The 15,178-nt window shown below is 63.1% G+C and carries 16 protein-coding genes and 1 pseudogene; 6 read left to right on the forward strand and 11 right to left on the reverse strand.

Features of this window, described 5'->3' with window-relative positions:
- Positions 1-75: 75 nt before the first annotated feature.
- The 5 genes from CUJ90_RS17030 to CUJ90_RS17050 form a co-directional block, all read right to left on the reverse strand.
- On the reverse strand, positions 76-327 hold the full coding sequence (locus CUJ90_RS17030; RefSeq protein WP_114163253.1) for a hypothetical protein: 252 nt from the start codon (positions 325-327) through the stop codon (positions 76-78).
- A complete protein-coding gene (locus tag CUJ90_RS33250) occupies positions 324-779 on the reverse strand; it encodes a hypothetical protein (RefSeq protein WP_244219933.1) in 456 nt (151 codons plus the stop codon). Before CUJ90_RS33250 ends, CUJ90_RS17030 begins: the two co-directional genes overlap by 4 nt.
- A gap of 321 nt (positions 780-1,100) precedes the next feature.
- On the reverse strand, positions 1,101-1,790 hold the full coding sequence (locus CUJ90_RS17040; RefSeq protein ID WP_114163254.1) for a DUF2242 domain-containing protein: 690 nt from the start codon (positions 1,788-1,790) through the stop codon (positions 1,101-1,103).
- A gap of 165 nt (positions 1,791-1,955) precedes the next feature.
- A complete protein-coding gene (locus CUJ90_RS17045; RefSeq protein WP_073432172.1) occupies positions 1,956-2,606 on the reverse strand; it encodes a lytic transglycosylase domain-containing protein in 651 nt (216 codons plus the stop codon).
- Between the two features lie 127 nt (positions 2,607-2,733).
- The gene (locus CUJ90_RS17050; protein ID WP_244219934.1) at positions 2,734-3,717 is read right to left on the reverse strand and encodes a helix-turn-helix transcriptional regulator; all 984 of its coding nucleotides are present in this window, start codon (positions 3,715-3,717) and stop codon (positions 2,734-2,736) included.
- Positions 3,718-3,817: 100 nt separating this feature from the next.
- Here CUJ90_RS17050 and CUJ90_RS17055 point away from each other — a divergent pair, with 100 nt between their 5' ends.
- Positions 3,818-4,465: a glutathione S-transferase family protein gene (locus tag CUJ90_RS17055; RefSeq protein ID WP_114163256.1), complete on the forward strand. Its 648-nt coding sequence runs from the start codon at positions 3,818-3,820 to the stop codon at positions 4,463-4,465.
- A gap of 169 nt (positions 4,466-4,634) precedes the next feature.
- Complete coding sequence (locus CUJ90_RS17060; protein ID WP_114163257.1) at positions 4,635-4,895, forward strand: DUF6723 family protein; 261 nt, start codon at positions 4,635-4,637, stop codon at positions 4,893-4,895.
- 130 nt (positions 4,896-5,025) lie between these two features.
- On the opposite strand, the gene CUJ90_RS17065 is transcribed toward CUJ90_RS17060, so the two are convergent.
- From CUJ90_RS17065 to CUJ90_RS17090, 6 genes are all read right to left on the reverse strand, one after another.
- On the reverse strand, positions 5,026-5,499 hold the full coding sequence (locus CUJ90_RS17065; protein ID WP_073432204.1) for a PRC-barrel domain-containing protein: 474 nt from the start codon (positions 5,497-5,499) through the stop codon (positions 5,026-5,028).
- Between the two features lie 127 nt (positions 5,500-5,626).
- Positions 5,627-7,444, reverse strand: a complete 1,818-nt coding sequence (gene glmS, locus CUJ90_RS17070; RefSeq protein WP_114163258.1) for a glutamine--fructose-6-phosphate transaminase (isomerizing) — start codon at positions 7,442-7,444, stop codon at positions 5,627-5,629.
- 60 nt (positions 7,445-7,504) lie between these two features.
- Entirely contained in the window at positions 7,505-8,866 is a 1,362-nt protein-coding gene (glmU, locus tag CUJ90_RS17075; protein WP_114163259.1) for a bifunctional UDP-N-acetylglucosamine diphosphorylase/glucosamine-1-phosphate N-acetyltransferase GlmU, read from the reverse strand.
- A 126-nt stretch (positions 8,867-8,992) separates the two neighbouring features.
- Positions 8,993-10,021, reverse strand: a complete 1,029-nt coding sequence (gene ttcA, locus CUJ90_RS17080; protein ID WP_114163260.1) for a tRNA 2-thiocytidine(32) synthetase TtcA — start codon at positions 10,019-10,021, stop codon at positions 8,993-8,995.
- Positions 10,022-10,024: 3 nt separating this feature from the next.
- Positions 10,025-10,420, reverse strand: coding sequence for a dihydroneopterin aldolase (locus tag CUJ90_RS17085; RefSeq protein WP_073432945.1), 396 nt, complete (start codon positions 10,418-10,420; stop codon positions 10,025-10,027).
- 88 nt (positions 10,421-10,508) lie between these two features.
- The gene (locus CUJ90_RS17090) at positions 10,509-11,327 is read right to left on the reverse strand and encodes an SDR family oxidoreductase (protein WP_114163261.1); all 819 of its coding nucleotides are present in this window, start codon (positions 11,325-11,327) and stop codon (positions 10,509-10,511) included.
- Positions 11,328-11,340: 13 nt separating this feature from the next.
- On the opposite strand from CUJ90_RS17090, the gene CUJ90_RS17095 reads away from it, so the two are divergent.
- The 4 genes and pseudogenes from CUJ90_RS17095 to CUJ90_RS17115 form a co-directional block, all read left to right on the forward strand.
- Positions 11,341-12,531 carry a class I SAM-dependent methyltransferase gene (locus tag CUJ90_RS17095; protein ID WP_114163262.1) on the forward strand — a complete coding sequence of 397 codons (1,191 nt, stop codon included), beginning with the start codon at positions 11,341-11,343 and terminating at the stop codon, positions 12,529-12,531.
- Positions 12,532-12,606: 75 nt separating this feature from the next.
- On the forward strand, positions 12,607-12,762 hold the full coding sequence (locus CUJ90_RS17100) for a DUF2905 domain-containing protein (protein WP_227470913.1): 156 nt from the start codon (positions 12,607-12,609) through the stop codon (positions 12,760-12,762).
- Positions 12,763-13,026: 264 nt separating this feature from the next.
- Positions 13,027-14,196, forward strand: a complete 1,170-nt coding sequence (locus CUJ90_RS17105; protein ID WP_244143167.1) for an IS4 family transposase — start codon at positions 13,027-13,029, stop codon at positions 14,194-14,196.
- Positions 14,197-14,300: 104 nt separating this feature from the next.
- A pseudogene (locus CUJ90_RS17115) lies at positions 14,301-15,172 on the forward strand (IS3 family transposase); the annotation flags it as partial.
- Positions 15,173-15,178: the final 6 nt, after the last annotated feature.

The raw sequence follows: 15,178 nt of genomic DNA on the forward strand, positions 1-15,178 counted from the left end.
GCCGGTCAGGCGGTCGCGGCGGCGGTGTCGCTCTCGCGTGGCCGCCGCCAATCGCTTTCCGAAGAAAGCCGCAAGCTACGCAGCGCGCGGATGCGCGAAAAATCTTGGCGTGTCCGCGGTTGGCGGAAATACACACCAGCAACCGTCGTCGTGACGAAAGAAGAACAACCCGCGCGAGCCGCCCTCGACGGAGGTTTCGACGCGCACATAACGCCGGCCGCCCAACCGCGTGCGGCTGAATTCGGTGACATGAACGGGCGCCGAGGGCTCCGGCGCGAGCCATTTCTCAACCAGAAAACGCAGCGATTGTTCGCTCGTGGCTCTCATGATCCGCTCCGGGCCGGCTTGTCCTCGCGGACGTCACGCGCGGTTTCGGCGGTTTCGTCGCTTGCCGCGTCGTTGGCCGCATCCGCGTCGCGTTCGGCGGCGGCAAGGGCCATCGTCCGATTGGTGGCAGCCGCGCGCAGCGTACTGCAATGCGCGGCATGCCGGATATCCGAGAGAAGACGAACCAGTTGTCGTGCTGTTCTGCGTTTCATGACACCCCCCCGCACTGCACCAAGAACCTCATAAAACACTTTAACTCTATGCCTGAATCGGGCGTCGCTGAAATGGTTTTGACTAAATAGCAACGGTTGCGCTTGCATAAACAGACACGCAATCTTCATACCGACCAGGTTCAATGTGCGCGGCCGCCTCGTCGCCGTCTGTGCGCTCGCGAGCGCTCGCGTGTAAAAAGCTACGCCGCCGCCTGGAATAAATATGAGGTCAAAATGCAAGTTATCCACATTTGCCTATGAATAACTTCGGGACAGCGCCGGGATAGTGTGTGCGCGGAATCTGGATAAAACGGATCGGCGAGCTAGCGCGGACATAGTTATCCCGCTCTTGTAGTTTTTCTACCGGCGCAGTCCGCAGGGTTATGTATTTCGGATGATGTTGATGCGATGGAGGATTTGACAGTTGTCCACAGAAGGCTTTCGCCCTTGTTAACTATTACTACATACGTATACACACGGGATAAACAAAAAGGATAAGTCACGTGGGCGTGCGTAGTTTGAAGGCTGCTCGGTCAGCGCAACCCAGTGGACGAAGTCGCCTCAAGGCACCACGCGCGTTCCGCTCGCAGGTTCCACGGAAGCAGCCTTGCCGATTGTTGCGTCAGGCATCGCGGCAACCGGCGCGAGAGCCGGCGCTTCGACAGGAACCGGCAACAAACGGCTTTCGATACGGTTGGTCGGCACCGCCTGCGTGCGCACCACGGTTTGCAGATAGTGATCGACGAGGCCGAAAAAGCGGTCATAAAACTTGCCCGACGGAATCGTCTCGCTTGAAATCTTCACCATCGCGTCGCTGTTCGAGCGGATCGGCAGTGAGAGCGAACCCAGCACACTCAGTCCGACGCTCGCCGACGTATCGCTCTTCTTCAGCGCAAAGCCGTTCTGCACGGCATTCACATAGACGATGCTGGTATCGCTCGCCTCTTCCCCCGGCGTGCAAACCACATGAAATTCGACTACGACGTGGGTATCGCCGCTCGGCTGGAAGTTCTTGGTGCCGTCGACGGTATCGGTGCGCGTCATCGTCGTCAGGTAGCCCTGACTCAACAGGGCGCGGCGCGCGGCTTCGCAGGTATCGGTCGTGTTCGAGTTGAAATTGCGTGCGTACGGACTCGCGCCCGTCTCAAACAATTCCTGCTGGAATTTGGGCTGCGGGGTGCTGCTGCAAGCGGCAAGGATCAGCAAGCCAAGCAGCGAGGCGAAGGTGGCTTTGGAAAACGAGGTCAACATGGTCGATCTGAAGGGGGCGCTGCGAAAACACAGTGGGAATGCATTGTAGAGCGGGTTGCCGGCCGTGCGTAAAAAGCGCGCAGCGCGCTTCGCGCCTTATTTGGCGTGACGGCCGATTACCGCAGCCCAAGCCACGGCAACGCAAAAAAGAGGGAAGAGCGTCGCTCAGTTCGACGCGGCGGACGATCCAGTCGACGGTTTCGCCGAGCCGGCAATTCCACTGCTATCGACGGCCGGCACGGTAAAGGCGTTGGCCCAGTTGTCCGGTGCCGCACAACGGTCGGCCGGTGCAGCGTCGCATCTGGCGGCTCGCGCGTCTGCACGCCGGGCGGTGCCCGGTTCAGGCGCGAGCGCGGCAAAGTCCTGAACCCGCAAGCTCACCTTTTGCGCATACGCCTTCGACCCGCCGTAGCTTTTGAGCGCCGCGTCCATGTCGCCGTTGGCGGAGCGCATGTAGCCGTACAGGATTGCCGAGCCCACTTCGATGTTCGTGGTCGGCTCGGTGAGGTCCTTGACGTTCCTCAGCAGCCCCCGATGAGCGCCCGGCACCACTTGCATCAGCCCGGTTGCGCCGTTGGCGCCCCTGGCTTTTTCCTTGAAGCGGGACTCGATGGAAATGATCGCCAGCAAAAGCGCCGGCGGCAAAGAGTATTTGGAAGCGGCGGATTGCACCGCGTCGGAGATCTTTTGCGCCTTCTCCGTTGCGAGACCGAATTTTTGCGTGAGATACGCGGACATGCGATCGGTGTTGTCGTCGGCGACGGCGGTTTGGATCAGACCGAACGAAAGCATGATCAGGCAAAGGAACCGGCTCATAACGGAAGACGGGAGAAAAAGAAAGCGCGCATTATAGCCCTGCCCGAAAAATAGGCACCGAACAGACAAGTTTCATCGTAGGAATAATAGTCGATGATCGCAGCCGCGACCGATGAACCCCACGGCTTTACTTCGCGTAGCGACGGTTCAGCGCTGCCACCGTTTCGCACATATGCGCGCGCAATTCGGGCGGCGCCAGCACCTCGGCTTCGGCGCCGAAGCGCAGTAATTCCGCGCACGCCTGCCTCACCGAGCCGACCGGCAGCGTCACGGTGCGCCAGCCGTCGGTGGGATCGGGCTCGCCGATTGTCGCGGCCGAGCGCGCGAACGGCGAAGTGAAGGCTTCCAGCATCCGCATGCCCCACGGAGACAGCCGCAGCGTTGCTTCGCTCGCATGCATCTCCGCGGAGAGCCGCTGCGTGCTGTCCCGCCAGTACTCGGCGAGTTCGAACGCGGGCGGCCGCTCGAAGGTTTCGTCGATCAGGGTCAATTCGAGAATGCGCGAAATGCGATAGATGCGAATATCCGCATCCACGCGCCCGACCACGTACCACGCCCCGCCTTTCAGCACGACGCCGAGCGGTTCTATCCGCCGGACTTTTTCGGCTTTCCAGCTCTGATAGCGAATCCGCAGCGGATGCTGCTCCCACACCGCGCGCGCGATCAACGGCAGATGCGCGGGCTGATCGGCGTCGGCGAACCACGCCGGCGCGTCGAGATGAAAACGCGAGCGCATGCGCTCGGCGGTGCAGCGCAATTCGACGGGCAGCGCCGCGAGCAGCTTGGTTTGCGCGCCGGCCATCACCGCGCCGAGCCCGAGCGCCTGCACCGGGCCGGGCAAGCCGGAGAGAAACAACGCCTCCGCTTCCTGCGGCGACAAGCCGTTAAGCCGCGTCCTGTAGCCGTCCAGTAGCCGGTAGCCGCCTTCCGCGCCACGCTCGCTATGCACGGGGACGCCGGCGGCGCTGAGGGCGTCGATGTCGCGATAGATGGTGCGCAACGACACAGCGCATTCGTCGGCGAGCGACTGGGCGGTGACCCGGCCACGCGCCTGCAATGTCATCAAAATCGAAAGAAGGCGGCTGGCTCTCATGTCGGCAAGTGTAGCCATACCTGACACTCGCTGACAGGTATGGACGCTTACGATAGGTGCGCCCGGCGAAGCCTGCTTGCCGGTTTTCCAACGCGCACTCATTCGGAAGGCTGACACCATGACCCCAGACCGCACGATCACGCTGTTCCATTCGCCGCAATGCCGCTCCGTCAGCGCGCTGACGCTGCTCGAGGAACTCGGGGCACAGTATCAATTGAACGTGTTGAACATGAAGGCCGGCGAACAGCGCAAGGCGCCTTTTCTCGCGATCAATCCGCTCGGCAAGGTGCCGGCGATTCTCCACGGCGATGCGTTGGTGACCGAGCAGGTCGCCATCTTCATCTATCTGGCTGATCTCTTTCCCGAAGCGGGCCTCGCGCCCGCGCTCGACGATCCGTCGCGCGGGCCGTATCTGCGGTGGCTCGTGTATTACGCGGCGTGCTACGAACCGGCGCTGGTCGACAAAGCGATGAAGCGCGACCCAGCGCCGCCCTCCACGTCGCCTTATGGCGATTTCGATTCGATGCTCGGGACCGTGACGAGCCGGTTGCAAACGTCGCGCTACCTGCTCGGAGACACGATGTCGGCGGCGGATATCCTGTGGGGCATCGCGTTGCATTGGGGGACGATGTTCAAGCTCGTCCCTGAAACGCCGGTGCTAGTCGAGTACGCCGGTCGCATTTGCTCACGGCCGAGCTTCGTGAAGGTGAGCGAGCGGGATGCGGCGCTGGCGGCCGAGCATGAGGCGGCGGTCAAGCGTAACTGAGGCGCGGGCCGACCGGTTTGGATTCGCTCCATGCCACACGGTCAGTCGGCTGTCGCCGGGATTTGAGACAATGGTGCCCGTCGGCGAAGGTATTCCCGCGATAACCGGGGTGTAGCCTTGGCCGTTCGCACACATGCCGCCCTTTTGACGAACCAGAGCCGTTTCAGTGATGAGCAAGATGGCATTCATTCCCAGCGTCCCCGCAGCGTCGGAAGACGATTTCGAAGTATTGGCGACGTCGAAACTGGCCGGCTACCGGCGTTTCTTCGGCGTATTGAAAGTGGTTCGAACCACCGATGGCCGCGTGCTGTTTCCGTTCGACGGGGCACCGGAACTCGGGCCGTATGCAACCAAGCTGGAGGCGGTCGCGGCGGCGCAGGTGTGTGGCGAACACATCGTGATCAGCGATCTGGCGCGCCCCGAACTGTAGACCGGAAATTTGCTTCAGTTGCCGCGTACATATGCAATCCCTCTATGCCGCCGCGGTTCAACGCGGTGGCATAGAGGCCGGGCGACAAACTGACAGTCAGCCCAAAACAGCTTTACACCTTGGTGCTTTTTTAGTGCTCGCTAGGCCTGATAGCCGGGTCGCTCTCCACCACTTCGTGGGTGGCTGACCAGTACGGCTCGCGGTTGTAGTAGCTGTGGGTCGACATGCCCCACTTCGCATCCGCCATGGCAGGCCAGTGATCCTTGTCGAAGCCTGGATCGTCCTTGAGCCGCTGCGCTGCTATGTCGACGTAGAAGCACTTCTGATCCGTATCCAGAGTCAGCGCGTTCCACGGGATCGCGTGCAGGGTCGAACCCATGCCGAGGAAACCTCCCTCCGACAGCACAGCGTAGGCGATACGTCCGCTGCGAACGTCAAGCATGATGTCTGAAATTTTTCCCACGTCTTCGCCATCCGAAGACATCACCTTGTTGCCGTCGAGCGTCGACGCGGCCATGATGTCCGGCCCCGGCCCTTCGCCTATTCCGCCACCGACAATGTCAGCTCCGCCTCGAGTGGCGCTTCGCGGATTGATAGAGCCCATCATTCACCTCCTTGAAAAATGGTGCTCTTTTGTGCCGCAAGCAGCGTGCCCGCGATGGCGAGCATGCGGCGCGTCCGGACGCCCGGTTGGCCGGGGCGAGTCGTGGCCTCCGCCACGACCGCCCGCCTCACTCAACCGTAACCGACTTCGCCAGGTTCCGCGGCTTATCCACGTCCGTGCCTCGCGCGCACGCCGTGTGATACGCCAGCAACTGCAGCGGCACCACGTGCAGAATCGGCGACAGCAGGCCATAGTGCTCCGGCATGCGGATCACGTGCAGCCCCTCATCGTTGACGATCTTCGTATCCGCATCGGCGAATACAAAAAGCTGACCGCCGCGCGCGCGCACTTCCTGAATATTCGACTTCAGTTTTTCCAGCAGCGCGTCGTTCGGCGCGACCGTCACCACCGGCATCGCTTCAGTGACGAGCGCGAGCGGCCCGTGCTTCAACTCGCCAGCCGGATAAGCCTCGGCGTGAATATAGGAGATCTCCTTGAGCTTCAACGCACCTTCGAGCGCGATCGGATAGTGCAAGCCGCGCCCGAGGAACAGCGCATGCTCCTTGCGCGAAAACTCTTCCGACCACGCGATGATCTGCGGCTCGAGCGCCAGCACGCTGTTCAACGCCGCCGGCAAGTGGCGCAACTGCTTCAGGTATTCCGCTTCCTGCTCCCGGCTCACCTGCCCGCGCAGCTTGGCGAGCGTCACGGCCAGCACGAACAGCGCGACCAGTTGCGTCGTGAATGCCTTCGTCGACGCCACACCGATTTCGCGCCCCGCGTGCGTCAGGAACGACAACGCGGTTTGCCGCACCATTGCGCTCGTGCCGACATTGCAGACGGCCAGCGTGTGCTTATGTCCCAGCGACTGCGCATGCTTGAGCGCCGCCAGCGTATCCGCCGTTTCGCCCGACTGCGAGATCACCACCACCAGCGATTTCGGATTCGGCACCGACTCGCGGTAGCGATACTCGCTGGCGATTTCCACCTGTGTCGGGATCTTTGCGACCGATTCCAGCCAGTACTTCGCCGTCAGCCCCGAGTAATAACTCGTGCCGCACGCGAGGATCAGCAGGCTGTCGATCTCGGCGAACACCTTGTCGGCGCCCTCGCCGAACAGCGCCGTATCGAATGAATCCGTCTGCGGAATCGTGTCGGTGATCGCTCGCGGCTGCTCGAAAATTTCCTTCTGCATGAAGTGACGATACGGGCCGAGTTCGACCGCGCCGCCATATGCCGCCACCTGACGCACCTCGCGCTGCGCTTCATGGCCGTCGCGATCGGCGATACGCACGCCGTCGAGCGACAGTTCGCAAACGTCGCCTTCCTCGAGGAAGATGAAGCGTTCAGTGCTGCCGGCAAGCGCCAGCGCGTCGGACGCCAGAAAGTTTTCGCCGTTGCCGAGGCCCACCACCAGCGGCGAGCCTTGCCGCGCGCCGACCACCGTATGCGGCTGGTCCTTATGCAGCACCGCGATTGCATACGCGCCGTGCAATTGCGTGACGGCTTCGCGCACCGCGGCGAACAGGTCGCCGCGATACAGGCTGTGAACCAGATGTGCGATAACCTCGGTGTCGGTCTGCGAGACGAACGCGTAACCCTTGCCGCGCAACGTTTCGCGCAGCGACTCGTAGTTCTCGATGATGCCGTTGTGTACCAACGCGAGTGCGTCTTTCGAGAAGATCGGATGCGCGTTGTCCGTGACCGGCGCGCCGTGCGTGGCCCAGCGCGTATGCGCGATACCCGTGATGCCTTCGAGACGGGTTTCGCGCACCTGGTCATCGAGATCGGCCACGCGCGCGACGCTGCGCGCGCGGCGCGGCCCCTCGCCGCCGAGCACGGCGACGCCGCAGGAATCGTAGCCGCGATATTCGAGGCGACGCAGTCCTTCGATCAGGACCGAAACGATGTTACGTTGCGCAACCGCGCCGACAATGCCACACATGGCTTATTCCTTTTCAGTGCCGTGTTTCAGGGAGCGCGCCTCGCGCGCGCGTCGTGCCCATCAGCTCTTCTTTTTGGTCGGGCGTACGTAGCCCGTCTTGCTCGTTTGCGTCTTGTCGTTCAGCACCAGCGTGTCTGCCTCGGCATCTTTCCAGACCGTGGTGCCCGCCGCGATCGTCACGCCGCGCTTGATGCGCACCGGGGCGACCAGTTGCGTGTCGGAACCGACGAACACGTCGTCTTCAATGATGGTGCGGAATTTGTTCGCGCCGTCGTAGTTGCACGTGATGGTGCCCGCGCCGATATTCACGCGCGCGCCGATGTCCGCGTCGCCGATATAGGTGAGGTGATTCGCCTTCGAGCCGTGACCGAGCACCGCGTTCTTCACCTCGACGAAATTACCGACGTGCGACTCGTCGTGCAACGATGCGCCCGGACGCAGGCGAGCATACGGTCCCAGTACGACGTTCGCGCCGACTTCGGCGCCTTCGATATGCGTGAACGCATCGACGCGCGTACCCGCGCCGATGTTCGCATTGCGGATCACGCAGTTGGGCCCGATGGTGACGTTGTCGGCCAGCGTCACGCGGCCTTCGAACACGCAGTTCACGTCGATCGAAACGTCGCGGCCGCATTCGAGCGTGCCGCGCACGTCGAGGCGCGCCGGATCGGCGAGCGTCACGCCCGCAACCAGCAACGCATCGGCCACGTTGTGCTGATGAATCCGTTCGAGTTCGGCAAGCTGCTGCTTGCTGTTCACGCCGAGCGTTTCCCACTCCTGGTCCGGCTGCGTGGTGACGATTTCCAGCCCGGCTTCGATCGCCATCTCGACCGCGTCGGTGAGATAGAACTCGCCTTGCGCATTGTCGTTCTTCAACGCCGCGAGCCAATCACCGAGCCGTTCGGTGGGTGCGACGATGATGCCGGTGTTGATCTCGGCGATCTTCAGTTGTTCGGGCGTGGCGTCTTTCTGCTCGACGATGCGCGACACCTTGCCGTGCTGATCGCGCACGATGCGGCCGTAGCCGCTGGGGTCTTCGAGCGTGACAGTAAGCACGCCATAGCCGCCCTGCCCCGCGCGCTCGGTGAGCGCCTGCAAGGTGCTGGCGCGCGTGAGCGGCACGTCGCCGTATAACACCAGCGTGGGCGCGGACGCATCGAGCAGCGGCAACGCCTGCTGCACCGCGTGGCCTGTGCCGAGTTGCTGCTCCTGTACGGCGAACTGGACGTCCGGCGCCGCGACCGCTTCGCGCACGGCTTCGGCGCCGTGGCCGATCACCACGACGAGACGCGTGGGCTTCAACGCGCGGGCGGTGTCGATGACATGAGCGAGGAGCGGCCGGCCGGCCAGGGGATGGAGCACCTTGGGAAGCGCGGACCGCATGCGCTTGCCGGTGCCTGCCGCCAAAATCACGATGTTCATGGCGTCGGCGAATAGACGAGTTTGGAGCCGACGATTCTATCACGCAGCCCTTGACGACAAAGGCCGCCAACGCGGCCTTACGACATGCTCGACTGCGCGCAAACGCCCGGCGCGCGGGTGTTTCCGTTAAAGATCGTCAAACTGGACGATCGAGATCGATTTCGATGCGCCGAGTGCCGGGCCCTCGCCGGTATCGGTCGAGCACGGCTCTTCGTCGAAAGCGATGTCGCCTTGCGGATCGGCCTCGCCGGTTGCGCGCAGCCCGGCGAACGGGAACAGCTTGTGATCCATCAGATGCGACGGCACGATGTTCGACAACGCGTTGAACATGTTCTCGATGCGGCCTGGAAAGCGCTTTTCCCAATCGCGGATCAGCGCCTTCATTTCCGCGCGCTTCAGGTTCGGCTGGCTGCCGCACAGATTGCACGGAATGATCGGGAACTCGCGTAGCTCCGCGTACTTCTCCAGATCGGTTTCCTTCACGTAGGCCAGCGGCCGGATCACGATGTTCTTGCCGTCGTCCGATTGCAGCTTGGGCGGCATGCCCTTCAGCTTGCCGCCGTAGAACATGTTCAGCAGCAGCGTTTGCAGGATGTCGTCACGATGATGGCCGAGCGCGATCTTGGTCGCGCCGAGTTCGCCCGCGACGCGGTACAGGATGCCGCGGCGCAAGCGCGAACACAGCGAGCAGGTGGTCTTGCCCTCCGGCACCAGCCGCTTGACGATGCTGTACGTATCCTGGTTCTCGATGTGAAACGGAATGTCGAGCTGCTTCAGGTATTCCGGCAGCACGTGCTCCGGAAAGCCCGGCTGCTTCTGGTCGAGGTTCACCGCGACGATGTCGAAGTTGATCGGTGCGCGCTCGCGCAGCCGCATCAGGATCTCCAGCATCGCGTAGCTATCCTTGCCGCCGGACAGGCAGACCATCACCTTGTCGCCGTCCTCGATCATGTTGAAGTCGCCGATCGCCTCGCCGACCTGGCGCGCGAGACGCTTGAACAGCTTGTTGTTCTCGTACGCTTCTTTCTGCTCGCGGCGCGTGAGCGGCGACTTGGGCTTCGCCGCCTTTGCGCCGAGCGCGGCGGCTTGCGTGGACTCGGTGGCTTGCGTGGCTTCGGCGGACGCGGCGCCGTTCAGGATTTCCGGAGCATTCATGGCTCAATCCTCTTTGATGCGAAAGACTTCGACACCCACCGCGTCGCAGTCGGGATAAACGTCGGGCTTTTCGGTCGACACGCACGCCGCGCGCACCTGCGGATGCTCGAGCATGGTCTTGACGAGATCGTCGCAGAGCGTTTCCTGCAGATGGATATGACCTTGCTCGACGCGCCGCGCGATGGTGGAGCGCATGAAATCGTAGTCGACGACTTCGTGCAGCTTGTCCTGCACCGGCGTGGACAGCGCGAGCGGCACGAACAGTTCGACGTTGATCACGACGCGCTGTTCGCCGCGCTTTTCGAAGTCGTGCACGCCGATGTTGATGTGCACTTCGTAATTGCGCAGAAAGAGCCGGCGGCAATCGGCGAGCCGGGGATGCGAAAGAGCGGCAAACATGTTCGTTCCAGTCGAAAAAAGCGTGCGGAGCACGCAAGGGGGCGCTTCACGGCGCGGCGGCCGCCACGATCGAGGCGGGCCGCGCGCTTCAGGCGCCCGTCAAAAACATTACGTCGCGCGGCAGCGGCACGAGATGCTGCCCGCCGTCGACCACCAGCGTCGTTCCGGTGACGCCCGCTGCGTCCGCGAGATACAACGCGGCGGCGACGATATCCTCCGGCCGCGACGCACGGCCCAAGGGTGTGACCCGGTGGGCGGCTTCAAAACCCTCCGGCGTTTGATCGGCGGCTTGCATCGTGAGGCCGGGCGCGAGCCCGACCACCCGCACTTTCGGCGCCAACGCCTGCGCCAGGGCCACCGTGGCTGTCTGCAACGCCGCCTTCGAGAGCGTGTACGACAGGTAATCCGGATTCATGTTGTACAGCTTCTGATCCAGCACGTTGATCACCACGCCGCGCTGGCTTTCGTCGGTGCGCGCAGCCTCCGGCGTCGCCTCGAACAGCATGCGCGCGAGCACCAGCGGCGCGCCGAGATTCATTGCGGTGAGCCTGAGCAGCAGTTCGTAACCGACGTTCTGCGCCGTGTCTTCCTCGAAGCGCGACGCGTTGTTGACGATGCATGCCGGCCGGCCCAGCGCGGCGATACAGTCCGGCAACAGCCGCTCGACCTGCGCTTGGTCGCCCAATTCCGCATGCAAGGCGACCGCCCGACGGCCCGTCGCCACGATTTCCGCGACCAGTTCCCGCGCGTCCTTTTGCGAGGCGCCGTAGTGGACCGCCACGTCCCAGCCACGCGCTGCGAAGCCGAGCGCGAGCGCCCGGCCAATGCGGCGGGCCGCGCCGGTAATCAGCACGACGCGTGGCGTTTCAGGCGCGCGGGGGGCGGCGGTATCCAGAGGGGCGGTCATTTACAATGCGGGGATGAATCCGAAAGCTCACCAACCCGTTAGTTTACCTGCTCCCGGCCCGAGCGCGCTGGCGCAGTCGGAAGCGCTGCTCGCGCGAATCCGCGCGGAGCTCGAAGCCGCTGGCGGCTGGCTGCCGTTCGACCGCTATATGGAACTCGCGCTGTATGCGCCCGGGCTCGGCTATTACAGCGGCGGCGCCCGTAAATTCGGGCTGCGCGGTGACGACGGCAGCGACTTCGTCACCGCGCCCGAACTGTCGCCGCTCTTCGCCGCGACGCTGGCGCGCCCGCTCGCCGAAGCCTTGCAGGCAAGCGGCACGCGCGAGGTGATGGAATTCGGCGCCGGCACCGGCAAACTGGCTGCCGGCTTGCTCAACGCGTTGGACGCGCTGGGCACGCCATTCGAGCGCTATTCGATCGTGGATTTATCGGGTGAATTGCGCGAGCGCCAACGCGAGACGATCGAGGCCGCCGCACCGGCGCTGGCCGCGAAGGTTCGCTGGCTCGATGCGTTGCCGGAGCGATTCGAAGGCGTGGTGATCGGCAACGAGGTGCTGGATGCGATGCCCGTGCGACTCTTCGCATCTGGCGGCGGCGCCTGGTCCGAGCGCGGCGTGGTGTGGCGCGATCAGACGTTGGCGTTCGATGATCGTCCGGTGTCGGCGGCTGCGGACATTGCGCTGCTGTCGGACATCGAAACGGCCGGCGACGATTACGTGACCGAGACGCACGACGCCGCCCGCGCCTTCACGCGAACCATTTGCACGATGCTCGCGCGTGGCGCGGCCTTCTTTATCGACTATGGGTTTCCGCGTCACGAGTACTACCATGCACAGCGCGCGCAGGGCACGCTGATGTGTCATTACCGGCACCGCGCGCATGGCGATCCGTTCGTTTATCCGGGCTTGCAGGACATGACCGCGCACGTGGAATTTACCGGCATCGCCGAAGCCGGTATCGACGCGGGCGCGGATCTGCTCGGCTTTACGTCGCAAGCGCGGTTCTTGCTGAATGCGGGGATCACCGAGGCGTTATCGGAGATCGATCCTGCGGATACGGCGAGGTTTTTGCCTGCGGCGAATGCGGTGCAGAAGCTGTTATCCGAGGCCGAGATGGGCGAACTGTTCAAGGTGATCGCGTTTTCGCGCGGACTGGATGACACGCTGCGGGCCTTTTCCAGTGGCGACCGTTCGCATACGCTGTGATTCATACCCTGTGATTTTTTGCGTTAGGGATTCGCGATGATCCGCTGGTTGTTGACCACCTTCATTGCCGTCGCGGTGTTGTCGGCCTGCTGGCCGTGGCTCAGGAAAATCGGCATTGGGCGGATGCCCGGTGATGTCACATTGCGGATCTTTGGGCGGGAGTATCCGTTTCCGTTTATGTCGACGCTTGTTTTGTCTGTTGTTTTGTCGATTATTGCTCGGGTTTTGTAGATGGGCTTGGGCGTGTGGGGCTGGTTGGTTGTGCTGTTGCTGTTTTGGCCTTTCCTTGTTGTCTTAGTGGTCTATTAGCGTTGCCCCTGTGCGGGGCAATGCTCTCAACTTAAGCCTCAAAGAGCTTGTAAACGAGGCATTGCCCCTGTAAACTTCATCGCATAACTCACTGATAAATCAACGATATGAACTCAAATACCAGCGTCCTCGCGGCTTCTGGCTGAGTTCTCCGATTTCCTGCTCGATCCGGCGCTCGCCGATCGCGTGCGTCGTTCTCCCACTGCCTTTACCCGCAATCGCACACTGACCTTGCCGCGCATGGCCGCGCTGATGATGTCCGGCATGTGCGCCAGTGTGCAGGCCGAACTTGACGCGCTATTCGGCGCACTGGGAAGCAGCGGCGGGCGCACCCGCGCTGTCAGCGCACAGGCCTTCAGCAAGGCGCGACGGGGAGTGTCTGCCGAACTGTTCGAACTGGCCCGCGCCCGCCTGATCTCGCTGGCCCAACCCCATATCGATTCGATGCGCTGGCACGGCCTGAGGCTGGTCGCCGCTGACGGTAGCCGCCTGCGTGTGGGCACGCGTCGCGGCCATGAACTGCGCGCCGATCACTACGCGTTTGCGCTGTTCCTGCCGGGTTCCGAACTGACCCTGCACGCTGCACTTCATCCCGCCGACGGCGGCGAGCGGCAGATGCTGTTCGAAGCCCTCGATGTACTGCAACCGCATACCGACCTGCTGCTGCTCGATCGCGGCTATATCGGCAACGCGATGGTGGCGGCGCTCGCACAGCGCGAAATCCCGTTCTGCATGCGCGTCGATGCGCGTAACTGGAAATGCGTCAGCGCCTTTACCCGCAGCGGTAAAGCCGAGCATGTGGTGACACTGGAAGCGCCCAGCGAACCGGATGCCCGCGCCTATGAACTGGCGCGTACGCCCACGACTGTGCGCCTGATCCGCGACGTCACGCCGGGCGGTCGCGTGCGTGTGCTGATGACCTCGCTGCTCGATGGCGGGCGTTATCCGGCGGCATCGTTCGGCGCGCTCTATCACCAGCGCTGGCGGGTCGAGGAAGCATTCAAACGACTCAAGCACCGGCTGCGGCTGGAAGCCGTCACAGGCCTCGATTACCTGGCGTTACAGCAGGACTTCGGCGCAAAAATCCTCGCCGACAACCTGTGCACACTGCTCAGCGATCTCGATGCGCCGCACGACGACAGACATGCCAGCCGTCCTAACCGGGTGTATGCACTGGGCGCACTCAAGCCCATCCTCGGCGCGTGTCTTCTGCGCATCCAGCGCTGTCTGGACGGCCTCGCCGGTGTGCTGGAAATGATCCACCAGACCCGATGCCGGATACAGCCCTCACGCTCCTATCCAAGACCACCCAGAAAAGCCAAGCCCCACTTCCATCTCGCGTACAAACTCGCTTGATGCAGCGGGGCTTAAGTTGAGAGCATTGCTGTGCGGGGCGGCACTGTAGTGGTCCAATGACTCTGGACACCTCTAAAGGGGATAATCTCCAACCGAGGTGAGAAATGAGCAGACGGAACATAACCGACGAATTCAGGGCCGAGGCGGTGCAGCTGGTTGTCGCGCAGGGCTATTCATTTGCCAGGGCCTGCGAGGCGCTGGGCATTGGCGATACCGCGTTGCGGCGGTGGGTGGCGCAATGGCGGGCCGAGCAGGCTGAGCCTCCGCGCACCGAGGTGCAGCTCAAGGCCGACCAGCGACGTATCCGGGAGCTGGAGGCACGCGTGACCGAGCTCGAAAGGGAGCGCGAGATACTAAAAAAGTCCACGGCCTTCTTCGTCAAGGAACTGGATCGCTCCTCGAGGTGATCCGTTCGCTGAAGAAGGCCTGGCCAGTCAGCGTGATGTGCCGGTTGCTGAAGGTGCCGCGAAGCAGCTACTACACCTTTGCCGCGCGGCGGCCCGCCAGGGCTGCGGCTTCGCCGGCCCTGCTCAGGGCCGTGCGTGAAATTCACAACGAAAGCCGCGGCAGCTATGGCAGCCGCAGGATGGCTCAGGCGTTACAGCACCAGGGCCATGCGATCGGACGCTACCGCGCGCGGTCGTTGATGCGTGAGGCGCAACTGGCCGTGACGCGACGACGAACGCACCGTTACCGCAGGGCTGACGGTGAAGCGCTGGTGGCGCCCAACCTGCTTGAGCGCCGCTTCCAGCCGCCGGCGATCAATCAGGTGTGGGCGGGCGACATTACGTACGTGAGAACGCTTCAGGGCTGGTCCTATCTGGCGATCGTGATGGACCTGTATTCGCGCCGTATCGTCGGCTGGGCGTTCGCGCTGTTGCCGGATACGGTTCTGGTTATCCGGGCCTTGCAAAGGGCGCGCGAGCATCGACGCCCGCCGCCCGGCCTGATGTTCCACTCCGATCAGGGATGCCAGGGCGGA

This window comes from Paraburkholderia terricola (genome assembly GCF_003330825.1).
GTDB lineage: Bacteria > Pseudomonadota > Gammaproteobacteria > Burkholderiales > Burkholderiaceae > Paraburkholderia > Paraburkholderia terricola.